General features: G+C 70.2%; 20 protein-coding genes, 4 pseudogenes and 2 riboswitches. Of the genes and pseudogenes, 13 read left to right on the plus strand and 11 right to left on the minus strand.

Annotation, left to right across the window (positions count from 1 at the left end; genetic code table 11):
• The first annotated feature begins 364 nt into the window (after positions 1-364).
• From BG418_RS39190 to BG418_RS39210, 5 genes are all read left to right on the plus strand, one after another.
• Positions 365-574 carry a hypothetical protein gene (locus BG418_RS39190; RefSeq protein WP_188278854.1) on the plus strand — a complete coding sequence of 70 codons (210 nt, stop codon included), beginning with the start codon at positions 365-367 and terminating at the stop codon, positions 572-574.
• Positions 575-705: 131 nt separating this feature from the next.
• The gene (locus tag BG418_RS39195) at positions 706-2,121 is read left to right on the plus strand and encodes an MFS transporter (protein ID WP_317453907.1); all 1,416 of its coding nucleotides are present in this window, start codon (positions 706-708) and stop codon (positions 2,119-2,121) included.
• Positions 2,122-2,137: 16 nt separating this feature from the next.
• Positions 2,138-3,964: an asparagine synthase (glutamine-hydrolyzing) gene (asnB, locus tag BG418_RS39200; RefSeq protein WP_188278855.1), complete on the plus strand. Its 1,827-nt coding sequence runs from the start codon at positions 2,138-2,140 to the stop codon at positions 3,962-3,964.
• A gap of 12 nt (positions 3,965-3,976) precedes the next feature.
• Positions 3,977-5,236, plus strand: a complete 1,260-nt coding sequence (locus BG418_RS39205; protein ID WP_188278856.1) for a cytochrome P450 — start codon at positions 3,977-3,979, stop codon at positions 5,234-5,236.
• A gap of 149 nt (positions 5,237-5,385) precedes the next feature.
• Positions 5,386-6,327, plus strand: coding sequence for an L-tyrosine/L-tryptophan isonitrile synthase family protein (locus BG418_RS39210; protein ID WP_188278857.1), 942 nt, complete (start codon positions 5,386-5,388; stop codon positions 6,325-6,327).
• Here BG418_RS39210 and BG418_RS39215 read toward each other — a convergent pair.
• Both BG418_RS39215 and BG418_RS39220 read right to left on the minus strand, forming a co-directional pair.
• Positions 6,289-6,645: pseudogene (locus BG418_RS39215) on the minus strand (transposase); the annotation flags it as partial. The gene BG418_RS39210 and the pseudogene BG418_RS39215 sit on opposite strands and share 39 nt — an antisense overlap.
• Positions 6,646-7,272: 627 nt before the next feature.
• Positions 7,273-8,403 (minus strand): HoxN/HupN/NixA family nickel/cobalt transporter, encoded by a 1,131-nt coding sequence (locus BG418_RS39220; protein WP_188278858.1) that lies wholly within the window; start codon positions 8,401-8,403, stop codon positions 7,273-7,275.
• Between the two features lie 31 nt (positions 8,404-8,434).
• Positions 8,435-8,612, minus strand: a riboswitch (cobalamin riboswitch).
• A gap of 80 nt (positions 8,613-8,692) precedes the next feature.
• Between BG418_RS39220 and BG418_RS39225 the strand changes: the two genes are divergently transcribed.
• The 6 genes and pseudogenes from BG418_RS39225 (at position 8,693) to BG418_RS39245 (ending at position 13,520) form a co-directional block, all read left to right on the plus strand.
• On the plus strand, positions 8,693-9,058 hold the full coding sequence (locus BG418_RS39225) for a helix-turn-helix transcriptional regulator (RefSeq protein WP_188278859.1): 366 nt from the start codon (positions 8,693-8,695) through the stop codon (positions 9,056-9,058).
• Between the two features lie 476 nt (positions 9,059-9,534).
• Positions 9,535-9,651, plus strand: a riboswitch (cobalamin riboswitch).
• Between the two features lie 60 nt (positions 9,652-9,711).
• On the plus strand, positions 9,712-10,110 hold the full coding sequence (locus tag BG418_RS39230) for a (2Fe-2S) ferredoxin domain-containing protein (RefSeq protein WP_188278860.1): 399 nt from the start codon (positions 9,712-9,714) through the stop codon (positions 10,108-10,110).
• 297 nt (positions 10,111-10,407) lie between these two features.
• Positions 10,408-10,848: pseudogene (locus BG418_RS39235) on the plus strand (AAA family ATPase); the annotation flags it as partial.
• A pseudogene (locus BG418_RS40380) lies at positions 10,845-11,072 on the plus strand (ECF transporter S component); the annotation flags it as partial. The pseudogenes BG418_RS39235 and BG418_RS40380, both read left to right, overlap by 4 nt.
• A gap of 491 nt (positions 11,073-11,563) precedes the next feature.
• Positions 11,564-12,451, plus strand: coding sequence for a transporter (locus BG418_RS39240; RefSeq protein WP_399002046.1), 888 nt, complete (start codon positions 11,564-11,566; stop codon positions 12,449-12,451).
• Positions 12,452-12,680: 229 nt separating this feature from the next.
• Positions 12,681-13,520, plus strand: a complete 840-nt coding sequence (locus tag BG418_RS39245) for a hypothetical protein (protein WP_188278862.1) — start codon at positions 12,681-12,683, stop codon at positions 13,518-13,520.
• Positions 13,521-13,756: 236 nt separating this feature from the next.
• Here the strand turns inward: BG418_RS39245 and BG418_RS39250 are convergent, their stop codons facing one another.
• The 9 genes and pseudogenes from BG418_RS39250 to BG418_RS39290 form a co-directional block, all read right to left on the minus strand.
• Positions 13,757-15,148: a DUF317 domain-containing protein gene (locus tag BG418_RS39250; RefSeq protein ID WP_188278863.1), complete on the minus strand. Its 1,392-nt coding sequence runs from the start codon at positions 15,146-15,148 to the stop codon at positions 13,757-13,759.
• Between the two features lie 51 nt (positions 15,149-15,199).
• Positions 15,200-16,312, minus strand: a complete 1,113-nt coding sequence (locus BG418_RS39255; RefSeq protein WP_188278864.1) for a DnaB-like helicase N-terminal domain-containing protein — start codon at positions 16,310-16,312, stop codon at positions 15,200-15,202.
• Positions 16,312-17,580, minus strand: coding sequence for a DNA cytosine methyltransferase (locus tag BG418_RS39260; RefSeq protein WP_188278865.1), 1,269 nt, complete (start codon positions 17,578-17,580; stop codon positions 16,312-16,314). The genes BG418_RS39255 and BG418_RS39260 overlap by 1 nt, the downstream gene beginning before the upstream one ends.
• A complete protein-coding gene (locus tag BG418_RS39265) occupies positions 17,577-18,446 on the minus strand; it encodes a hypothetical protein (protein WP_188278866.1) in 870 nt (289 codons plus the stop codon). The genes BG418_RS39260 and BG418_RS39265 overlap by 4 nt, the downstream gene beginning before the upstream one ends.
• A gap of 111 nt (positions 18,447-18,557) precedes the next feature.
• Positions 18,558-18,815, minus strand: a complete 258-nt coding sequence (locus BG418_RS39270; RefSeq protein ID WP_188278867.1) for a hypothetical protein — start codon at positions 18,813-18,815, stop codon at positions 18,558-18,560.
• 307 nt (positions 18,816-19,122) lie between these two features.
• Positions 19,123-19,620, minus strand: coding sequence for a winged helix DNA-binding protein (locus tag BG418_RS39275; RefSeq protein ID WP_188278868.1), 498 nt, complete (start codon positions 19,618-19,620; stop codon positions 19,123-19,125).
• Entirely contained in the window at positions 19,617-20,012 is a 396-nt protein-coding gene (locus BG418_RS39280; protein WP_188278869.1) for a hypothetical protein, read from the minus strand. Before BG418_RS39280 ends, BG418_RS39275 begins: the two co-directional genes overlap by 4 nt.
• A 216-nt stretch (positions 20,013-20,228) precedes the next feature.
• Positions 20,229-20,699, minus strand: a complete 471-nt coding sequence (locus tag BG418_RS39285; RefSeq protein WP_188278870.1) for a hypothetical protein — start codon at positions 20,697-20,699, stop codon at positions 20,229-20,231.
• 75 nt (positions 20,700-20,774) lie between these two features.
• Positions 20,775-21,206, minus strand: a pseudogene (locus tag BG418_RS39290) (TraM recognition domain-containing protein); the annotation flags it as partial.
• Between the two features lie 24 nt (positions 21,207-21,230).
• On the opposite strand from BG418_RS39290, the gene BG418_RS39295 reads away from it, so the two are divergent.
• Together BG418_RS39295 and BG418_RS39300 are read left to right on the plus strand one after the other, a co-directional pair.
• Complete coding sequence (locus BG418_RS39295; RefSeq protein ID WP_188278871.1) at positions 21,231-22,598, plus strand: alpha/beta fold hydrolase; 1,368 nt, start codon at positions 21,231-21,233, stop codon at positions 22,596-22,598.
• Between the two features lie 12 nt (positions 22,599-22,610).
• Positions 22,611-23,249: an MBL fold metallo-hydrolase gene (locus BG418_RS39300; RefSeq protein ID WP_188278872.1), complete on the plus strand. Its 639-nt coding sequence runs from the start codon at positions 22,611-22,613 to the stop codon at positions 23,247-23,249.
• Positions 23,250-23,255 lie beyond the last annotated feature (6 nt).

A 23,255-nucleotide genomic window follows, 5' to 3' on the forward strand; every position in this document is an offset into this window, starting at 1 on the left:
CCCTGATGCTCGCGCGCAGTGCTCGCAGCTCATTCCCGTGACGTTGCATCGCTTCTGGTCAACGGTGCAACTCCTGGATGCGGACGGGGACGTCGGTGTGGCGTACGGATGTCCGAACGCGGATGTTCAGGCCGAGGCCGTCACCGCAGGAGTCGGCTGAGCGGAGCGCGGAGTTCCGCCGTAGGTGTGCCGATTCGATGTCCGGCGGCAGGGAAGGAGCCCCCTGGGCACGCATCGGGCAGCGGGCGTGTTCAGCGGTGTGTGGGAGGGCAGTCGGATGGCGCGGCTCCGGCACGACGTGCACGGCGGTTCCCATGCGATATGGCCCTGGGGTCCTGGACCCAGGACGATCAGGCTCGGCTGGGTGAGTATCAACGGGGGAGCCTGGCCGTTGCACGCGGCCGCCGTGGCCGTTCTCGTAGCCGGGTACGGCTGGCTGGGCTCCGTCGTCGACGGAGCCTTCGGCGCGGCTGTCGGCTGTGCCGCCGGGCTGATCCTCTGCGCGCTGCTGTACCTGCTGGTGGAGTCGGCCGTGTCGGGCAAGGCACCACGCGGCGGCCGCCGCCGCGACTGACCGGCGCGGGCAGTTCCAGCCTGCCCGCCGTGTTTTTTGGACGCGCCCGGGAACTCGTGTGCGATCCCTCCCGACTTGTGGGACGAGGCTGCCGTCCGGCAGCCCACCCACGACCGTGAGGGGCGGCAACGGTGACAGGCCACAGTCCGGGCTCGGAACAGCCCGGCCCCATACCCGTCGGCAGTGAGGACCGCTGGCTGCTCGTTGCGGTGGCCGGCCTGCTGTCGTTCGTGGCGATGCTCGACATGAACATCGTCAACGTGGCCCTGGCGGACATCGCCGACGGTCTGCATGTCTCCGCCGCGACCGCCCAGTGGGCGGTTCTGGGTTATCAACTGCCGGTGGTCGCACTGCTGTTGCCTGTCGGCCGGTGGCTTGACGGGGTCAGGATGCGCTCCGCCCTGCTGGTCGCGACCGCGGGCTTCGCCCTGTGCAGTGCGCTGGCGGCTGCCTCACCCTGGGCGGCCTGGCTGATCGCCGCCCGCCTCGCGCAGGGCGCGTTCGGGGCCGTGCTCTTCGTACTGATGCCGGTTCTTGCCCTGCGCTCGGTACGACCGGAACTGCGCGCGCGGGCCATGAGCGTGCCCGCGACGCTGGGCCCGCTGGGCGCCGTGACCGGCCCGGCGGTGGGTGGACTGCTGCTGGACCACCTGGGCTGGCGCGCCGTCTTCCTGGTCAAGATCCCTTTCTGTCTGCTCGCCCTGGTCGTGGCGTGGAGGGCGATGCCGAGGGACGGCGGCCTGCGCCTGCCCGACCGGCGGTCGGCGGCGGATGCCGTGCTGGTGGGTTCCGGTGTGGCCGCCCTGCTGCTGGCGCTGACCCTGGCGTCGGGAAGCCCGGGGTGGCTGGTGCTCGCGCTTGCCGCCGTACCGCCGTTGTGGTGGTGGCTGCGGGGACCCGGCGGCCGTCCGGTGGCCGGGGTATTGCGGGCGACGGGGCTGTTGCGGGCGCATACGGCGGTGCTGGCGCTGGCGGCCGGGTTCGCGGCGATGCACTACGTCGTCGCCCTGTACCTCCAGCGCGACGACGGCGTAAGTGCCACCACGACCGGGCTGACCGTGCTGGCGTTCCCGCTCGGCATGGGGCTGGCCGGGCCGGTCGGTGGTCGCCTCGCCGACCGGTGCGGGGCCCGGCCGGTGGCGGTCACCGGTGCCGCCCTCACCGCCGCCGGTCTGCTCCTCCTCGTTCCGCTGGGGAGTGACTGGTCACCGGTCGACGTGGCCTGGCGGCTCGCGCTGGCCGGCCTCGGCATGGGCCTGAACGGCGGCCCCACCCAGGCCCTCGTCATGGGCGCCGCCCCGCCGGACCGCACGGCGACCGTGGGCTCATCCGTACAGCTGGCCCGCAGCCTCGGCTTCACCCTCGGCCCGGCCCTGGCCACCGCCGCGTGGGGCCTGGCCGGAGGCGACCACGGCGTGACGGCCGGGCTGGCCCTGGCCGCAGCAGCCGCCTGTATCGCCATACCCCTGCTCGCACGGCAAGGACGCAGGCCGGCGCCCGTGCAAGAGAAGTCCACCGACGCGGCTCCCGCCGCCCACCACCCCTGACCGAGGAGTCCTCCCCATGTGCGGAATCACCGGCTGGGCGTCCTTCCACCACGACGCCCGCACCCAGGCCCCGGTCATCGAGGCCATGACCGCCACCCTCACCCCACGCGGCCCCGACGCCGGAGGCGTCTGGCTCGGCGAGCGGGCCGCGATCGGCCACCGCCGACTGGCCGTCATCGACCTCGAAGGCGGCCGACAGCCGATGACCGACCGGCCCGGCCAGCCGGCCATCGTGCTCACCTACAGCGGCGAGGTCTACAACCACCACGAACTGCGGACCGAACTGCGCGGCCGGGGCCATGTGTTCCACACGCGCAGCGACACCGAGGTGGTGCTGCGCGCGTACGCCGAGTGGGGAGAGGCGGCGGCCGAGCACCTGGAGGGCATGTTCGCCTTCGCCGTCTGGGACGAGCGCGCCCAGCGGCTGCTCCTGGTCCGCGACCGGCTCGGGGTGAAGCCCCTGTTCTGGGCCACCGTCGACGGCGGCCTCGCCTTCGCCTCCGAACCGAAGGCACTGTTCGCCCACCCGGAGATCCGGCCGCGGGTGGACGCGGACGGGCTGAGGGAGGCGTACAGCCTGCTGTTCAACACCGGGCCGACGATGTGGTCCGGCGTGCGGGAGGTCGAGCCCGGCGGGATCCTGGTCCTGGACCGCGACGGCATCCGCGAACGCCGCTACTGGCAGCTGGAGGCCCGCGCCCACGACGACGACCAGGACGCGACCGCGGAACAGATCCGCGAGCTGGTCGGCGCGGCGGCCCGCCGCCAGCTGGAGGCCGACGTCCCGCTGTGCAGCCTGCTCTCCGGCGGCCTCGACTCCACCGTCCTGACCGCCCTGCTCGCCGACGAACTCCGCCTGCGCGAGGGCCCGGACGCCCGGATCCGCTCCTACGCCGTCGACTACAGCGACCAGGCGGCGAGCTTCACGGGAGATGTCCTGCGCACCGGCCACGACACCCCGTACGCCACCGAGGCCGGCGCCTTCATCGGTACCGACCACAGCACCGTCGTGCTCGACCCGCACGCTCTGTTGGACCCCGAGCACCGCAAGGCGGTCGTGGTGGCCCGCGACTCGCCCATCGGCGTCGGCGACATGGACACCTCGCTGTATCTGCTGTTCGGAGAGATACGGCGGCACTCGGCCGTCGCCCTGTCCGGCGAGGCGGCCGACGAGGTCTTCGGCGGCTACCCCTGGTTCCACAACCCCAAGGCGCTGGCCGCACAGACCTTCCCGTGGCTGCTGGTCACCGGCGACGAGGCCGCCATGCCCCTCAACCCCGAACTCGACCTGCGCATCGCCGAGTTCCGAGACGACACCTACCGCAGCGCCCTGGCCGCCGTACCGCATCTGGACGGCGAGAGCCCCACCGAACACCGCCAGCGCGAAATGCAGCACGTGTCGCTGACCCGCTGGCTGCGCCAACTCCTGCACCGCAAGGACCGGTTGAGCATGGCCCAGGGGCTGGAGGTCCGCGTCCCGTACTGCGACCACCGTCTGGTCGAGTACGCCTTCACCACCCCCTGGGCACTGAAGACCTTCGACGGCCGGGAGAAGAGCCTGCTCCGTGCGACCGGCCAGGACCTGGCCCCCGACTCGGTGCTGTACCGCCCCAAGAACCACTACCCGGCCACCCACCACCCCGACTACAACCGCGGCCTGCAGGACCTGGCCCGCGACGCCCTCGCCACCGAACAGGTGCGCGCCCTGGCCGACGAAACCCTGATCAAGCCCTGTCTCGACACCCCGCCCGACCGCCTGGAGTGGGGCCACCGCCTGCGCCTCGAACGCGTCGTAGACCTCGCCCTCTGGCTCGACCACTACCAGCCCGATCTCGCCCTCTGAGGAGCCTCGTTCATGACCATCCAGGAACCCGGGACCGCCACCGGGGCTGCCCTGCCCGATCCCGTCCCGCTGATGGGATGCCCCTACAAGGCCGACCCTTATCCCCTGTACGAGCAGATGCGCGAGGCCGCCCCGGTGCACCGTGTCCTGTTCCCCAGCGGCGTGCAGGCGTGGCTCGTCACCGGCTATGACGCGGCCCACGCCGCCCTCAATGACGAACGCCTCGGCAAGAACCACGACCGCGGCAACGACCGCTGGCGCGCCCGCGCCTCGATCATGCCCGAGCCGCAGCACTCCCAGCTCCAGGTCCACCTACTCCACCAGGACCCCCCGAAACACACCCACATGCGGCGCTTCGTCACCGACGCCTTCATTCCACGCCGGATTGAGAACCTGCGGCCTCGCTTCCAGGAACTGGCGGATGCACTGATCGACGCCCTGCCCGAGCACGGCCCCGCCGACCTCGTCACCGGCTTCGCCGCCCACTACCCCTTCCGTGTTCTCGCCGAAGTCATCGGCCTCCCACAGGAGTTGGCGGCCCGCTTCGACCGCGACTGGGGCAAGGTCGTCCAGCCGGTCGGCCCCACCGACCCCGGGCGCCCGCAGTACGAGGCACGCCTGCACGGCCTCCAGAGCTACATCGCCGACGTCGTCACCCACAAACGCGAACACTGGGACGACGACCTGCTCAGCCGCCTCGTCGTGGCCCGCGACCGACGCGAACTCTCCCAGGAAGAGCTGGACTCGATGATCTTCCAGCTCCTGGTCGCCGGCCAGGAACCGGTCACCAACCAGATCACCACCGCCCTGATCGCCCTCTTCCGCAACCCCGCCGAACTGGCCCGCCTGCGCGACGACCCGTCGCTGCTGCCCCGCGCAGTCGAGGAACTCCTGCGCTACGACAGTGCCTTCGAGCTCACCACCTGGCGCTTCTTCGACAAGGCCAGCGACCTGCACGGCAGCGAAGTCCCCGCCGGCGACTCGGTGATCGTCTCCCTGTGCGCGGCCAACCGCGACCCCGGCCGCTTCCCCGACCCCGACACCCTGGACTTCGACCGCAGCCCCAACCCCCACCTGGCCTTCGGCCACGGCATCCACTTCTGCCCCGGCGCCGCCCTCGCCCGCGCCGAACTCCAGACCGCCCTCGGCACTCTTCTCGCCCGCCTCCCCGGCCTGCACCTGGCCATCGCAGACGAGGCCATCGAGTGGATCCCGGCCGTCCTCGGCCGCGGCACCAACCACCTCCCCGTCGGCTACGACCGACGCCTCTGACACCCACGTACCGCTGACCGGGTCGGGCCACACCAGCCGACCCGGCCCCGGCTGACCCACGCCCACCGACCCCAGGCGCCTGACTTCCATCCCCGCCACGGCGCCATGTCGACGTGCCCTCGTACGCCCTCGCATCCAGGAGGAACGACATGCCCCTGACGACCGCGCCGGACACCCTCCCCACGAGCATCGCCACCGAAATCCTGAACCTGCTCCTGCCCCACCACCGCACGACCGACCGCGTTCCCGCTCCCGCGGAAGCCTTCCCGCATCAGCTACGCCGCATCGCCGCCTTCGTACGCGACGGCGCCCCCATCGTCTTCACGCTCCCCGGCTTCCCCTGCAAGTCCCCCAACCCGGCCAAGGTCCTCGGCCACACCCCCGACCAGGGCGAACGCCTCTCCCTGACCTTCCTGAACACCCTGTGCACCAAGATTGAGCGGATCTATCCGCCCGGCGCCCGCGTGATCATCTGCTCCGACGGCCACGTCTTCGGCGACCTCATCGGCGTCCCCGACGACCACATCGACGCCTACGCCGACGACCTACGCATACAAATAGGTCAGATGGGCCTCCACAGACTGTCCGTCTTCGACCTGCGCGACATACTCGGCGACCTCCCGCACGACACGAAGCGCGCCCACGTGCACGAGCGCTACGCGCCATCCTTGGACGCCCTGCGGGCGGAGATCAGGGCCGACGACCACGCGCTCGCCCTCTACCGAGGCATCACCCGCTTCCTCGTCGAGGACACCGCCGACTGGACCGGCACCCGCTCGGCCCTCCAACGCGCCTGCCGACAACGCGCCTACGGCGTCATCCAACGCAGCCGCGCCTGGGGCACCCTGATCGCCGAACACCACCCCCGCGCCGTACGCCTCTCCATCCACCCCCAACCCATCGGCGCCCCGAAATTCGGCATCCGCCTCCTCGACGCCCCGGACGCCTGGACGACCCCCTGGCACTCGACGGCCCTGCACCGCAGGGACGGCACGTGGACCCTCCTGTCTCACCAGCAAGCCGTCCCGAGGGGCCGCCTCATCGTGCGGGACGGCAGACCGAGCCACTTCGAGGAAACCCCGGCCGCGTGACCCACCGCGAAGTCCGGACAATCGTGTCGCCGGGGTGTGTGCCACGGGCTCGAACACCTGCGGTGCGGCCCGCAGGACAGCGACATCGGCCAGGCAGTCCCCGCCGAGGGCGACGGCAAGTGCTGTATCGAGCAGGATCTTTCCCGGATCGTGCACGCTCCTCGGCTTGCGCCACGGCGCCAGCGCGGCCGAAACCGTCTGATCCAGGGCGCACTTGCGAACCGTCTCGGTCAACAGGGCAGCCCCGACATGGGACACCGCCGCCGGACCGCCGCTCTGGACACGCACCCGCGGGTAGAACCCGATGCGCTTCCGCACCTGAGAAGTGCTTCTTCCCTCGCAGCCGACAGGACCCTAGACAAGTCACACCGTTGCAGGCCAGAAGCACTTGTCTCGTTTGTCTCGTTTGCCGTCAACCCGGACGACGAGCTTCGTGAAAGCGCGAGGCTAGAGCCCGGACCGGCACGCCCTCAGCATGCAACCGGTCGAGGACAGTTCGTCCGACTCCGCCACCGACGCCGGTGACAAGGATGGGACGGTCATGCACGGTGATCGCCTCCTGCCTTCCGTACCGGGGAGTCCGGCCCGCTCGGGATGGCTGCACGCCATCGGCTGTTTCGATGCGCTTCTCCTGCAACGGCTGTGTACCCCGCCCCGGACCTCCTCTCCCTGTGCACGGAGCAGAGGTGCCGAAATCCCTCTCGGGCACCGGTTTGCTTTCTCAAGCGGCGGCGCGTGCACCCCGCCAGAGGGCAGGCTGGGGGAGCCCTGCAGTAATGGCTCAATCCGTGAGGAGGCAAAATGAGCGAGCGCAGCAAGTTCCTGGAGTCGGTCACCCGGGCGTCGGTTTCACCCTTGGGCTGACCGCGGGCTCGAGGCGCTCGCCGGTGCGGACACGATCGTCGTCCCGGGTTTCGAGGACTTCCGGCGCCGTGGTGCCGTGGGTCAGTGTGCTGTCGGCGGGCGGTGCTGCCAGCGGTGTTCGACTTCGGCCAGGCGCCAGTAGGCGAGGGCGCAGACCCATACCGCGACGAAGAGTCCGACGATGATGAAGCCGACGTTGTTGAGGTCGATGCCGGAGATCCAGTCGGTGACCGGGTCGTTCAGCGCGAGTTGGTCGTGCAGGACGCCGATGAGTTCGATGGTGCCGATGAGGAAGGCGACGGCGATCGACAGGCCGGTGATGGTGAGGTTGTAGTAGACCTTGCGGACGGGGTTGGAGAACGCCCAGTGGTAGGCGAAGTTCATGAACGTGCCGTCGAGGGTGTCGAAGAGGCTCATGCCGGCGGCGAACAGCAGCGGTAGGCACAGGATCGCGTACCAGGGCAGCCCGGCTGCGGCGCCGCTGCCCGCCATCACCATGAGGGTGACTTCGGTGGCGGTGTCGAAGCCGATGCCGAACAGCAGGCCCACCGGATACATCTGGCCGGGGCGGGTGATGGAGCGCGTGAGGCGGCCGAGGATGCGGTTGAGGAACCCGCGGTTGCCGAGGTGCTTCTCCAGCTCGGATTCGTCGAACTGCCCGGCGCGCATGGCCTTGAAGACGCGGTGGATGCCCGCCAGAGACATCAGGTTGAGCGCGGCGATGAGGTAGAGGAAGCCGCCGGAGACCGTGGTGCTGACCACGCCGAGGGTCTGGTGGGCACTGGAGTTGTCGTTGGTGAGTGTGCCTGCGGCCTTGGCCCCGACGGAGATGAGGGCGGCGAGGACGACGACGATGGTGGAGTGGCCGAGGGCGAACCAGAAGCCCACCGATATCGGGCGTTTGCCGTCGGCCATCAGCTTGCGGGTGGTGTTGTCGATGGCGGCGATGTGGTCGGCGTCGAAGGCGTGCCGCATGCCCAGGGTGTAGGCGGTCACGCCGAGGCCGAGGCCGAACACCTGCTTGCCGACGGTGTAGTGGTGCGGGGCGACCATGGCCACCAGGATTCCGAAGGCGACGACGTGGAGGGCGGCGATCACGGCCATCAGGCCGCCGGTGCGTATCCAGTCCTTGCGTTCCCATCGGAGGACCGGGGTGGCGGGGAGGGCCACGGCCTCGGCAGCGGTCGGGGGAGGGTTTTGGGGCGGAGTCATTTCGGGCAGCCTCTCCAGCACCTCGTGGATGGTCGTCGAGCGGTGCCGTGGCCGGTCTCCTGGCTGACGGGTCGAACGCCATCGCACCGGCCTTCCAGGGCGAGGTGCCCCGTGGCCTTCCGCTGGTGCGCCGACTTCCCGATCACAGTGGCGAGGGCCGCTCCGGCATCGCACCGGTCTTCCCGAACACCACGGCGCAAAAACGGTATTGGCCGAGAACCATCGTCTGCAAGACTGCGAAGGTATGCAGGTATCGATTTTCTGCCCAGCAATGGGCAAGGCTGAGATCATGCATCTGATCCCCGCGGAGCGGGCGCACCGGAGCGCGATCGACGAGCACACGGTCTGCGACGCCATCGAGGGCATCGGCGACCTCGCACGGGTCCACGCCTGGTCGGACCGGTTCGCCCTGCTCTCGGACCCCGGGCGGCTGGCCCTGCTGCTCGCCGTGCACCGAGCCGGGCCCATCGCCGTCTCCGACCTCGCCCTCGCCACCGGCATCAGGGACACCGCCGTTTCCCAAGCCCTGCGCCTGCTGCGCGCCGCCGGCGCCGTGGTGGCCGAAAAGGACGGCCGCATTGTCCGCTACCGTCTCCATGACCAGGAGATCGCCGAGCTTCTTGGCGGTCTTTCCACCGCCGGACCGACCGCCTGAGTCTCGGGTGGCGGCCGTGGCGGACCGCTGCCCAGGTCTCTTTTATGCCGAATCCTGCGGTCGGCGGGGAGTGGGCCCGCCCGTCGCCTTCTGCCCGCACTGCAGTACCCGCGGGTAGAACCCGATACGCTTCCGCACCTGAGAAGTGCTTCTTTCTTCACAACAACAGGACCCTAGAAAAGTCCCACCGTTGCAGGTCAGGGGCACTTCTCTCGTTCGGCGTCCCCCCGATGACGATACTCGTGAAAGCGCGAGGCTAGGTGGCCGCCGGGGAGCACAGCGACAGCCTGCTGCCGCCCTGGCGACGTAGCCGCCCGGATGTCCTGCTCGGGATCGTCTTGTCACTGGTCACGGCAGGTGCGTACGAAGGGCTCCCGCGGGCATGCCGCTCGCGGGAGCCCTTCCGCGCGGTGGGCAGGCGACGGTGTCGCGGCAGTGATGGGATGATGACCGGCGACATAAGGCGACGGCGGTCCGAGGAAGCCGGTGTGAATCCGGCGCGGTCCCGCCACTGTGACCGGTGAGCGAGTTCCGGCAGGCCGCCACCTCCGACCGGGGTGGGAAGGCGGGGCGAGCCGGGAGCCAGGAGACTCACGCGGTCGCCTCCTCACATGACACCGGGGCGGATCTCCCCGGGAGGGGAGTGACGTGGCATGTCCGAGGAGCTGACGGACAAGGCATCAGGCGGGACCGCGGGCGCGAGCAGTCCCGTGCCATGCCGGGTCGTCGTGTGCCGGGACTGCTGCTGTGGCAGCCCCAAGGTGACCGGAGTCGATCACGCCGCGCAGACCCTGCGATTGCGGGCGGAGGTGCCGGTACGCATCTCCGACTGCCTCGACGTGTGCGATCAGGCCAACGTCATCGTCGTCCAGCCGTCCGCCGCGGGTCGTGCCGCCGGTGCGCGGCCGGTGTGGCTCGGCCTCGTCAACGATGCGGAGGCGACGGAGGACATCGTCACCTGGGTACGCGCCGGAGGCCCGGGAGTGGTTCCGCTGCCGGACATCCTCGACCTCTATGTCTTCACCCCTCCGGGGCGCACTGTGGACTCCTGAGGAACGTGCGTCGGTCGGCGCCGATTCCCCGGGCGCCATACAAACCCAATGTCGCGAAGTCTGACTCGTGGGAGTCAAATCGCCATAGAATGAGCCCAGTTCGCCCGTATGTACGACAGTGACCGTCGTGCGCGCGAGCTGCTGGAACGACAACCGCATAGGTGCGCGACACATCCGCACGCCGCACCGTGATCGCCGCAACCGCCCTCGGACTCGCCCTCGCCTCCGCGCCGGCCGTCGCGCATGCCGACAGCACGCCGGGCACGAACGCTTCCGTCAAGGTGGCCCTGGCCGTGCAGGGCCCTCCTCGACTGGCTCGCGCCCGGCATCGACGACGCCAACCATCCCCGAGATCTCTCCGAGGGGCAGAAACTCGCGCTGGTCCTCGCCATCCAGCTCTCGGCCGCACCCCGGGTCGTCCTGCTGGACGAACCGACCCGGGGCCTGGACTGCCAGGCCAAGACGGCACTGATCGGCATCGTGGACGTCCTCGCGGCGGAAGGCCGGACCGTCGTCATCTCCACGCACGACGTCGAATTCGTCGCCCGTGCCGCCGACCGCGTCGTGATGATGGCCGAAGGCGAAGTCGTCGCCGACGGCCCGACCACGGAAGTCGTCGTCTCCTCGCCGACCTTCGCCCCGCAGACGGCGAAGATCCTCTCCCCGCTGCCGTTCCTGACGGTCCACCAAGTGGCACACGAACTCGCCACCGACCGTGACGAAGAAGCACGCCCATGAACCCACACACCGGCACCGCCATCCGGTTGACCCCACGCGCCGGCGTGGTCATGGGGCTGGCCTTCTGACCGTTCGTGGTCGCGCCGGGCACGTTCGGCTCGAACTACGCACCCCCGCTGATCTTCGGTGTCCTGCTGGTGCTCGTCCTCTGCGCGGTCCTCTCGGAGATCACCGAGGGCGGCATCGACTCCAAGGCGCTTGCCATGCTGGCAAGACGCTCGGCGGGGAAACCCCAGCCGAGCGTCTGTCTAAACTGCTTGCCACCACACGTTAGTTATCACGTGTTGCGACGACCCCTGGAATTTGCCGGGTCCGGCGAGGGCTTCTGCACAGCGGATCAGGCTGGCGCGGAGTCTGTGTTGTGCGTTCCACTGTACTCGGGTTGGCCGCTGTCGAGGACGCGGAGCAAGGATGCGGTGACGACGCGTGTGCTGCGGCCGATGCGCAGTACGCGGCAAGGGAACTCGCCGCGGCGAACGAGGTCGTAGCCCTTGGCCCTGGAGAATCCGAAGACCCGGGAAGCGTCCTCGACGCTGCCGGTTCCGCCCCAGGTGGTGCGGATCTGCGCTGGGCTGTGTGGGGCGTCCGTATCCGGTATTACGGTGTTCTGGCTGTGCATGTGTGACTCTTCGGTTCCTTTCGGGACGGCTTCGGTCGCGGAAATATCCCCGAACTCTGGGACGTTGCCCTCTGGCAACGTGATCGCGGAGGGGGAGTGGTTGGACTGAAGCTGTTCAACACGGCGGGTGCAGTGAGTGAGGTCATGCCGCGTCTGGCTGGGGTCGAGGCGGATGTGCAGGACCTCGTCGAGGCGCACATGGAGACGATGCTGGGGGTCAGGTTCCTGGTGAGCGAGTTCGTCATCGACTGTGTTGATGGCGGGCGGATCGACTCGCTGGGTCTCGACGAGAACGGTGCGCCCGTGATCGTGGAGTACAAGCGCGGCACCGACGCCGGTGTGATCAACCAGGGCCTCTACTACATGGCCTGGCTCGTGGCCCACAAGGACGCCTTCCGGAACCTGGTCCGCGACCGGCTCGGGGTGACGGCTGCGTCCCAGATCCTGTGGAGTGCGCCCCGGCTGATCTGCGTGGCCGGCGACTTCACCCGCTACGACGCGCACGCCGTCCGCGAGCACCGGCGCAGCATCGACCTGGTCCGCTACCGGTACTTCGGCAGCGACCACTTCGGCCTGGAGACCGTGGCCTCGGTCACGGGGCACCCGGCCAAGGCTCAGCGGGTACGCAGCCGCGCGCACGGGGCGCCGCCGGTCCGGCAGCAGGGCGGTGCCATGGCCGAGCTGGCCCAGGCGGTCGACGATGTCCTGGTCGGACTCGGCGACGGCGTCACCCGGGTACAGCGCAAGCAGTACCGCGCCTACCGGCGGCTGCGGAACTTCGCCAGCGTCTGCGTGCCCCAGCAGACCAAGCTCCTCGTCTACCTCAAGGCCGACCCGAAGGAGGCCGACCTCATCCCCGGCTTCACCCGGGACGTGACTGGGCTCGGCCACCACGGCACCGGTGACCTGGAACTGCAACTGCGTACGGAGCGGGACCTGGAGCGCGCTGGAGACCTTCTCCGCCTCAGCTACGCCGCGGCATAGAGACCTCTTGCCGGGGCGCTGGCCCGAGCGGAGTGTGGAGTTGTGGGCTGTTGTCGTCGCGGTGCGGCCTTTCGACGTCACGGGCAGGGAGTGGCGGTGGACCACTAATGATGCGGACGATCCCCGGTTTTGGTAACCGGGGATCGTCCGCTATGTATCGTCCTGCCGCTGATGCTGTGGCTGCTGGGCAGCAGGACTGCTGCGGTTGGGGCTTGGTACGTTCTGGCGTATGACGCTGCGTTCGGTGGATCTGCGTAAAGAGCCTGTGGAAGCCGTACTGGACCGTGTGGAGCGCATGCTGGGGGTGCGCCTAGATCGCGAGGCGGTGGTGCGTAAGCGCCGGTCTGTGGGGGCGGGTACGGACCACGGGACGTGGGTGCGCATCGAGCGGCGTGGGCTGGACCGGATCGGGGTTCAGGGCGGGGACGGCACCGCGTCCGCGGAGGCCCTGCGCGGGATCGCCAAGCCGACCTGGCTCGCCGGTGTCGCGTGGCGGGACGAGGCGGAGCCGGTGATGTGGCGGGCGGACGAGACGGGACTGCTGCCGGGTGCCCCGGTGGGGAGCGCCGTGGTGGCCAAGGACCCGGGACTGGCCGAGGAGTGGTGGGCCTCGCTGAATGCCTCGCTGGAGGCCCTGGCCGCACAGCACACGAACCGGATCGCGACACCGGATACCGAGACCCTCACGCAGGAACTGGTCACGGGAACGATCCACGGTGTCTTCCCCGGGATCGATACGGCGGTGACCGATTGGCGTCCGGCTCATGCGGATCTCAACTGGGCGAATGTGACGGCGCCAGTGTTCTGCCTGTTCGACTGGGAGGACTGGGGCATGGCTCCGCGCGGCCTGGATGCGGCAAATCTGTGGGCGGCCTCCCTTGCCGTCCCGGCTCTGGCCGACCGCGTCCGCACCGAGCGGCGCAACGATCTGGCGAGCCGGGACGGCAAACTGATGACACTGTTCGTCGCCGCGAAGATCCTCGGTCCCTACGCTGATCCCGACGACCCCCGCCAGGCCCCCGCACGGAAGACAGCGGAGCAGATGGTGCAGGAACTTCAGGCAGGCTGACGGGCTTTGAGGAGCTGCCGGTAGTCCTGGACCACGTTCTCGTCGACCTCATAGGCCAGGGCTTGGGTCAGCTCCCGCAGGTGGTCGACGTTGTCCGTGCCGACCGCGACCGCGTCAACCCGAGGCAGGCCGTAGGCAGAGCGGAACGCGGCCTGGACCTTAGAAGCACAGGGTCCCGAAGGCAGCCAGGACGCCGAGGCCCACCCAGAACATCGTCATCTGCGCAGGGTAGAGGCTCACCGGCCTCGCCTGGGAAGCTGCGCGGCCGGGGGAGCTGCTACCGGAGCAGCCGCCTGTGGAGTGCGAAGCGCCGGACCATCAGGTGTTGCAGGGCGTATGAGGCGGGTGCCTTGGCCCTCGGCCATTTCGAAGGCGATGTACTGCACCAGGGCTGCCGGGGCGTGTGCGGACAGCTGCAGTGCCCAGGTCGGCTGGTGGACGGCGTGGCCGCCCCAGACGGTCCATGCGGGAAGAGGACTGTCGGCCTTCTGAGCGGCGAAGGCGTCGAACTGTACGCCGCCTCCCTGGGATCGGGGGGCCTCCCAAGTGATGTAGCGCCCGTCGATGGTGTGCTTCCACCCCGCGTCAGTGAGCGGACTGGTCGCCTTGGTGATCGCGATCTCGGCGGCGCTCTTGGAGATGCTGCGGCCCCATGCGTTCTCGGTGGCCACCGCGTCGAGCAGAGCGCTCACGATCGCGGTCGGCGTGGAGGCGGTGGCCGTGCCGTGCCACAGGCGGTCACTGACTGGCGTCTCGTAGGCCGCGAAGGTCCACTTGGTCTCGCGGCCTACGGCATCGTGGTCGAAGATCGCGCGCAGGGTCAGGGACTCGTGGTTCGCGACGGTGGTGGAGTCCTCCCAGGTGCGGTACTTCTCCCACTCGCCCTGTTCCTCAAGGAACTTGTTCAGCAGTGCTTCATGGTCTCCGGGGTCGGCTGCGTACACCGGCACGAACTCCGTCTTCGCCGCCTGCGGGTCTGCGGGTGCGTCAGGCGTGTTGGCCGCCGCTGATGTCGACAAGACGGCGAGGGCCTGGGTGGCCTGCTGTTCGGTGTCGGTGGGCGGCGGCGGGCCGGGGCGGACGGCGTCGCCGTACATGCGCTCGAAGTCGGCGATGGCTTCGCTGGGGGTGTCGTAGGTGCTGCTGATGACCCGTAGGTGGTTTTCGCCGTGGAGGTGGACGCTGTCGGCGTGCTGGTAGGTGCCTACGGCGACGGTGGTCCACCCGTCGTGGGCATGGAGGTGGACAGTGAGGCGGCCGTGCCGGATGTCGTCGTAGATCGTCTGGGCGTCGTTGGAGACCTCGCGGATCTGGTCCTGATCCAGCCAGTGCATGGGGTGGTTGATCCAGGTCCACTCGGTGTGGATGTCGTCGAGCAGTTCGGGGTCGATGTCCACGGGGATGCCCTGGGCGCGCAGGGCCTGTGCGGCCTCGAAGGCGTAGTGCGGCTCGTCGTGGTCGATGCGCACCAGGAGCATCGTTTTCGCGCCCACGGTCTCGAAGCCGTGCAGGCCGAGCAGGGCGCGGGCCGTAGGGAGGTTCGTGCCTGCGAGGGTGGCGGTGACGGCGCTGGGGTGGTTGTGGTGTTTGCCGAGAAGGGTGTGTGTCTCGGGGCCGGGGTGGGGCATGTGTTCTCGATTCACCGCTCCGACTGGTGTGTTGCCGGCGAGCGGGGTGGTTCAGCGGGTGGCTCGGGCTGTGGGCGCGGCGGTTCGCGGGGGCGGGCTGGCCCGGGTGGCTGCCGGGGTGCGCGTTGTACGCGCCGCCCGCGGTGGAGGGGGGGTGGTGTGCTGCCAGCGGGTGCGCAGGGCGGTGAGGTCGGCCAGGGCGCGGCGGCTGCCGGTGATCAGCTGGTGGGGCGTGTTGGCCGGGTCCTGGGTGTAGGCGATGATGCGGGTGGCGACGTGGTGGGCGCGGGCGAGCAGGGCGCGCTCAAGGACCTTCTCCCCCCAGTACTCGGGCGAGCCGGTGGGGGTGGAGACGAGCGCCATCAGGTCGGTGGGGGTGAGGCCGTCGGCGAGGAGATGGCGGTGCTGGGCCTCCCACAGCACGGTGACCGGATCGACGGGCTCCCCGCGGTGTACCAGCGAGGTCAGGCACTGCCACAGCGCGGCATGCAGGGGCAGCGCGAAGTCTTCGCTCTGCAGCCACCGCATGTCCTTCAGCTCTGCAGGGTGCGCCGTCGCTGTGGCGAGCAGCGCCCGTTCCTCGTCCAGGGCGTCCTCGCCGCTGTCTCTGGCGGGGGCTTGGGGGAGTGGGGTGCGTGGCAGTGAACCCGGGTGCGGGGTGAACTGTCCGGAGAGTGTCTCCAGGAACTGTCCGAGCGCGTCGGCCTGGACCAGTGTGGTGGCGGCCGGGTTCGGCAGGGTGGCGTCGCTCGACGTCTGGGCCAGGCGGTCGGCCTGCAGGCGCAGCATTCGCCGGGCGTGATCGGCGCGGACCATCCGCGCGTACGCCGGTGCGTGCTGGGGCCAGGGGCACACCTGGATGAGGGTGTGGAGGTAGGTGGCGGTCAGCCCCGGTGCTTGGGGGCGGGCGGTGTCGAGAACGCTGTTCAGCCAGGCCGGGGTGGTGCGGTGGGTCTCGGGATCGGGCGCCGGTAGGGCGTGCATGGCGGCGAAGAGGGCGCCGTGGGCGTGGTTGCTGAAGTGGGCGGCGTCCAGCGGGCCGATATCGGCGAGGCGGTGCGGGTCGAGGAGGAGCGCGCCGAGCAGGGCTTGCTCGGCGTAGTGCACGGGCGGGGGCGGGGGCAGGTCGTCCAAGTCCTCGTCGGGGGCGGGGGCGTGGTGCATCAGGCGGCCAGGGTGAAGTCGTCGGGATTGAGGGTCTTGCCGAGGTGTGGGGCCAGCAGATGGGCTGCGAGACGGGGCGGCACGGCGTTGCCGATCTGGGAGAACTGCTGGCCCTTGTTCCCGGCCCAGGGGTAGGTGGCGGGGAAGGTCTGCAGCAGGCCGGCCTCGTGGGCGGTGATCCGGATGGACTCCGGTGCCACACGATCCTCGACCAGGACGTTGCCGACCGGTTCGGCGACCCAGACGCACTCGTTGGCGCGATGACCGAAGAACAACGTGCCGGCGGGCTCATCCGCGCGGCGCACGGTTGCGTTCGCCTGGTTGTTGCTGCGCAGCGACCACGACCATCGGCACGCCTCGGCAGTGCATGCGAGGCCCGGCCCACCGGCTGACCGGCACTCCCGAGTCACGCCCCGCTCGCCCCAACGAGCATCCTTGCGACGGGACTTCACCACGGTGGGGGCGGTCTGTGGTTTCCAGGTGCCCCGGTCACGGGCGTCGGTCAGCGTTTTGCGTGCGCCGGAGGGGAAGGGTTCTGGGCCGCCGCCGGGGCCGCCTCCGGCGCACACGGTGGGCACGGGGCGGTCGGTGGCGCCCCAGCCGAGGGCCTCGGCCATGGACACCCACTTCTCGCGGCCGGGGCCGAACAGGGAGTCGGGTTCGGCGAGTTTGGCGTGGGTGGGCGGTGGGGGCTCGGCGGTGCGGGTGCGGGAGGCGAGCAGGATCGCCCGGCGCCTCGTCTGCGGCACTCCGAAATCGGCTGCGTTGAGGATCCCGGTCCACACCGAGAATCCCCAGCTGCGGAGGATCGCGGCGTACTGGCGCCACAGCGGCAGGACGTCGGGTACCTCCTCCATGGCGACCCATTCCGGCTGTCCGTGCTGGTTGAGGGCGTGGAGGTAGCGCATCGGCTCGGCGGCGAGCAGGGACCGCTCGTCTTTGCAGGCGGCCAGGAGTTGTTCGCGGGTGTCGCGGCCGGCGGCGAGGTCGGCGACGGCCTGGTGGACCAGCGGCTGGTCGAGGAGCCCGAGGCGCTTGCCGGCCATCGACCACGCCTGACAGGGCGGGCTGGCCAGAAGCCCGGTGGTCTTCCCGAGGAACGGCCAGACCGGATACCTCGCGACGTCGGTCCGGATCGTCAACTGCCCTGCGGCGGCCCGGGTTTTGCAGGCCCACTCGTCCCATTCCAGGCCCACATCGCGTACGCCGAGCACGGACAGAGCGTGGCTCCAGCCGCCCGGACCAGCAAAGAGGTCCAGGACTGTCACGTGGCCAGCCCGAAGTCGTCCTGCGCCGGCTCGACTTCACCGCGGCAGGCCCACGGGGAACAGCCGTCGGTGACGCCGTCCTCCAGCTCCTCCAGGCCCGCCTCGTCGTCGAGTTCCTGCTGCAGAGCTGCCCATTCGGCGGCGGTGACGTGGTCGATCGGCGCCTGGTCGAGAGGAACCCGCGAGCGGTGGAGGAACGCCTCGCCCAGCAGCTGCTTTCCGTTCGCGTTGGCGCGCGCGTTTCCCTTACGGATTGCCGCGTCGAACTCCACCACATCGGCCCACTCGTCCGGCGAGGCGTCCCGGATGGATCTCCACTGGGCGTTACCGTGGAAAGGGCATCCAAGGCAGCTAGATTTCGGAGTGTCCGCCAGCCCGAGGGTCGTCAGATAGCGAATGCAGTCGCTGCGTGACCAGCCCATGTCGATGAGCGGATGCCGGTTGCGCATGTACTTGACGTCGGAGTCCTTGGCGCGGTGGAATTCATCGGTGGAGATACCGACCCACTGCTCCACAAAGGTTCCCCGGGGGATGCGTGCAGGATAGGGGAATCCGAGGAGTTCACGCACCTTCTTCTTGATCGGTTTTATTTTATATTCACCAGTGCATTGACGCCTGGTCATGCCCGGCTTGCCGTCCTGATTGAGGATGTGGAGCGGCATTGAAGCGAATCGATGATCGGGGTCAAGGGCGTCCTTGCGAATGTTCCCCGAGGTGACACGAAGGACGGGGATGCCTGCCGGTTCGGCTATCTCCCGTTCCAGTCGGTCGAGATGGGCATAAACTGCTCTGGGCTCCCAGCCTGTGTCAGCGAAAATAGCGTAGTCGACTCTGGGGAGAATGCCCTTCGCTGACAGGGTGAGCATGGCGCTGGATTGAATTCCGGCGCCGAGCGAGATTGATTGGAATTCGGGGGTGGTGGAAATGGTGCGTCCTTGTGATGGGCGGGGTGGAGCCCTGGGAGGGGGAGGGGTGGGTCAGCGCCGGGTCGGGGCGGCGCGGGGGGCGGCGGGCGCTGGAGGCGGCGGCGTGGCCGCAGGTGGGGATGGGGGTGGTGGGGTGGTGAAGGCGGGGCTGATCTCGTCGAGGCCGTCGGCGAGGTGGCGGGCGGTGTCCGTGGCGGATCGCAGCCATTCCCAGGCAGGGGCAGGGAGTTGCTGCCAGTGGGCGTGGTTGCGGGCCCATTCGAGGATCTCGGCGGCGTTGCGCAGTTGTTCGGCGAGCTGGGCCAGCACCAGGTGCTGCTGGTCGCGGTCACGGGCGGTGGTTGCGAACTGCAGGAGTGCGTCGAGGGAGTTCGGTACGGGGCTGGGGTCATCTGGCAGGCCGTAGAGCCGGGCGTGCAGTGACTGCGCGATGCCGTTCGCGGGGCCGCCGGAGGATCTGTGGTCAAAGCGCGGGGCGGCCAGGCGACGCAGGGTGAAGTGGACGACGACGTCGCGTGGCGTGGCGTCGGGGTGGACCTGGGCGGCCAGGGCGAGGGCGATGTCGTGTGGCGTGGGCGTGTCGGAGGGCGTGGGGTCTCCCCGGGTGGGTGTGGGTTCAGCGGGAGCGGATTGCGGCGGCTGCGGGCAGGAGTGCTGCGGGATGTGTGGTGGTGAGTGCGGTGGGCCGTTGCCGCGCGAAGGAGGCGGCGAGGCCGCGGCGCCCGGCTGAGGTGAGCTGGACGCGCTCGTCGCGGAAGTAGTCCGGGCAGTCCTCGCGCATCACCAGGCCGCGGCTCTCCAGAGAGCGGATGGTGCGGATGCTGACGCGGATCTCCTCGCGGCGCAGGTACGGCTTGCCCCTGGTGATTGCCACGTCGCCGCGCGCCACCGCGCGCAGCGTGGTCGCCTGGGCCGGCGACAGCGCGGGCGGCTGGTCCTTGGGCATGAAGCCCCGGCGGCGCCGTTCGGCGACGAAGAGCTCGGCGGTGGCCACGGCGTCCGAGGCGCCCAGCGCGGTGAGGCTCGCGACGAGGGTGAAGCGCCGGCCGGCCTCCTGGCGGGCCTGCGGTTCGGTCACGTCGAACAGCAGGCCCTCAGCCGGAGGTTGGGTCATGCCCGGCGACGATGCTGTGCGGCCGGGGCGAGCAGCGCTGCCGCAGCGGGCAGGCCCGGCGCAGCGGGCTGGTGAGGCACGTCCGGGCGGGCTCGGGCCGCTTGCTGTGCGCGAAGGGCCTCGTTGGAGGCGTGGATGTAGTGCGGGAGCAGCCGCTCCCGCAGCCGCCAGGCGGCGCGGGCCGGGACGGTGGGCACCGCGATACACGGAGGCGCGAGAACGCGGTCGGTGAAGTCCTCGTGCAGGCTGCCGGGGACGAGCGGGCAGACCAGCACGCGGTCGGTCCGATGCGGAAGCAGATACAGGGCCTGCCCACTCGGGCCGGCTAGCACGGCATCCGTGACCGGGTTGAACCGGGCGAGTGAGGGGCGGGCGTCGTACGGGGTCCACACGCGGGCGATGCGGCCGGATCGCAGAACTGGGTCGGTGTGGCTTTCTACGTCAGCAGCCCAGTCGCCCGGCAGATGCAACGCGAGGCCGAGGGCGAACTCGGCGAAATTGGTGGGTGAGATGGGCAGATCCTTCGAAGCGGGAGGGAGCGGGAGGGACGTCCGACCGGTGTCGGCGGGCAGCCACCTTGAACAACAGGCCCTCGGCCGGGGGCGTGCTTATGCGCGGCGGCGATGCTGTGCGGCCGGGACGGGCACCGGCGCCGTGGCGGACGGGCTGGCCGCCACGGGCCGGTGAGGCACATCCAGGCCAACGCGGACCGCTTTCAGGGCCACGCCGACGTGATCGAGGTGCACGCGTAGGCGGCTGTGGTGGTCGAGTGCGTCCAGCTGCTTTTGGAGCGTGTCCTGGGCGCCGGGCGTGGCGAGGCAGACGAGTGGGGTGAGGGCCTGGGTGTAGTGGGCGATGGCCCGCCCGAGGTGTCCGGCACTCTGGGCGAGTGTCTCGGCCGGCGGGAGGCCGCGGCTGTTCGGGGCGAGCTGGTACTCGGTGTCAGCGGCCAGGCCGGCGGCCAGGTGGCAGAGCAGGCCGATGTGCCGGGTGGCGTTGAACAGGCCGGTTCCATCGGCGGTGATGCGGTGGTCGCGCATGTCGGCGAGGACGGCATCCACGGCATCGCGCGGGTGCATGTCGTACAAGTCGGAGGGCTCGTAGGTGTGGATGGGGCGTCCCCCAAAACGGGTGCGTCAGGCGGGCGGTGCGGCTCAGGCGGCGGTGTCGAAGTCGGACTGCTTCGGGGCGGCCTTGGCGACGGCGCGGGCGGTGATGCCCTTGGACGCGCGGGCAGAGGCGGCGGACAGTTTGTCGGCGCCGGGTTCGAGATACCAGGGGCGCAGGTCGAGCATCGCGACGCGCATGCCGGTGGCGAAGCACAAGGCGGTGCCCTTGGGCAGGGCGCGGATGGCGTCGGCGGCCAGAATGCGCTCCTGCCGCATCGACACCGAGGTGCTCTTGCCGGACTCGGAGTGCGAGGTGGAGGTGGTCTCGACGTCATGGTCACCGATCAGACGGGACAACTTGTCGGCGAAGTCCGGGTCATCGATCCCGGAGCCGATGACCTTGATCGTGGAGGCGGACCACATCGCGTCCATACCCGCGTCCCCCCACACTTTCTGGCCCTGGCGGTAAGACTGCAGGTGACAGATGAGAGGGTCGGGCGGGTGAGTGAGACACCGAAGAACACCCTGCAATACCGCGCTGACGGGCCAGAAGACGCCCCGGTCCTGGTCCTGGGTCCCTCACTGGGTACCACATGGCACATGTGGGACCGCCAGATACCCGAGCTCGCCGCGCACTGGCGGATCGTCCGCTTCGACCTCCCCGGGCACGGCGGCGCCCCCGCGCACCCGGCGGCCACCGTCGCCGAGCTCGGGGACCGGCTGATCGCCACCCTGGACGAGCTGGGCGTACAGCGGTTCGGTTACGCCGGTAGCGCGATCGGTGCGGCCGTCGGGGCGGATCTCGCGCTGCGGCACCCGCAGCGGCTGACCTCGCTCGCGCTGATCGCCGCCTCGGGCCGGTTCGGCACCGCCGACGAGTTCCGTCAGCGTGGTGTGGTGGTGCGCAGCAACGGTATGGACCCCATCGCCCGCAGCGCGCCCGAGCGCTGGTTCACGCCGGTGTACGCGGCGGCGCAGCCCGCGATCGTGGACTGGGCCGTCCAGATGGTCCGCACCACGGACGCCGGGTGCTACATCGCCGCCTGCGAGGCGCTGGCCGCCTTCGACATCCGCGCCGACCTCGCCCGTATCGGCGTGCCCACGCTGGTGCTCGTCGGCGCCGAGGACCGCGTCACCGGTCCCGGTGACGCCCGCACGCTGGTCGCCGGGGTGCCGGACGCCCGGCTCGCGGTGGTGCCGGGGGCGGCCCATCTGGCGCCGGTCGAGCAGCCCGCGGCCGTGACCGACCTGCTCGTCCATCATTTCCAGACCGCCTGGCAGGATTCGCCCGCAGCGGTCGTGGCTCCGCCCGCGCCGCCCGTTGCCGTGACTGCCGTGCCCGCCGCGCCCGCCGCGCCCGCCGCGCCCGTCGGGCCGGTCATGCCCGCCGCACCCCAGGCCCCGCAGTCGCCCGGGACCCTGCACATCCCCGTCCCGCCCGCCGCGTCGGCGCCCGCCGAGGTCCCCGTACCCGTGGAGGCCGGGCGGCCCGATCCGTACGACGCGGGCATGAAGCTGCGGCGCGAAGTCCTCGGCGACGCGCGCGTGGACGAGGAGACGGCCGGCGCGGACGGCTTCACCGGCGACTTCCAGGAGCTCGCCACCCGGTACGCCTGGGGCGAGGTGTGGGCGCGCGACGGGCTCGACCGGCGCACCCGGGCCGTCGTCGCGCTCACCGCCCTCGTCACCGGCGGGCACCTGGACGAGCTGGCCGGGCACACCCGCGCCGCCCTGCGGGCCGGGCTCACCCCCGACGAGATCCGCGAGATCCTGCTCCAGACGGCCGTCTACTGCGGCTTCCCGGCCGCCGGTGCGGCCTTCAAGGTGGCCGCCGCGGTGATCCGTGAGGAGACCACACCGCAGGCGTAGCAGGATGGGGCCATGAGCCTGAAGCTGACGAAGAAGAGCCACTCGTGCGTGCGCCTGGAGAAGGACGGCCGGACCCTGGTCATCGACCCCGGCAACTTCAGCGAGGCGGACGCCGCGCTCGGCGCCGACGTCGTCCTCGTCACCCATGAGCACCCGGACCACTTCGACGAGGAGCGGCTGCGGGCGGGCCTGGAGAGCAACCCGGCCGCCGAGATCTGGACCCTGCGCAGTGTCGCGGAGAAGATCTCGGCGGCCTTCCCCGGCCGCGTCCACATCGTCGGCCACGGCGACTCCTTCACCGCGGCCGGGTTCGACGTCCAGGTCCACGGCGAGCTGCACGCGGTGATCCACCCGGACATCCCCCGGGTCACCAACGTCGGCTATCTCGTGGACGGTTCGCTCTTCCACCCGGGCGACGCGCTCACGGTCCCGGACCACCCGGTGGACACCCTGATGCTGCCCGTACAGGCGCCCTGGAGCAAGATCTCCGAGGTCATCGACTACGTACGGGAGGTCGCGCCGCGCCGCGCCATCGACATCCACGACGCGCTCCTGACCGACCTCGCCCGCCCCATCTACGACCGCCAGATCGGTCAGCTCGGCGGCGCCCCCCACGAGCGGCTGACCCCCGGGGACTGCACGGATCTGTGAGTGTCG

The organism is Streptomyces sp. CBMA152 (assembly GCF_014596475.1).
In the GTDB taxonomy this organism is placed as follows: Bacteria; Actinomycetota; Actinomycetes; order Streptomycetales; family Streptomycetaceae; genus Streptomyces.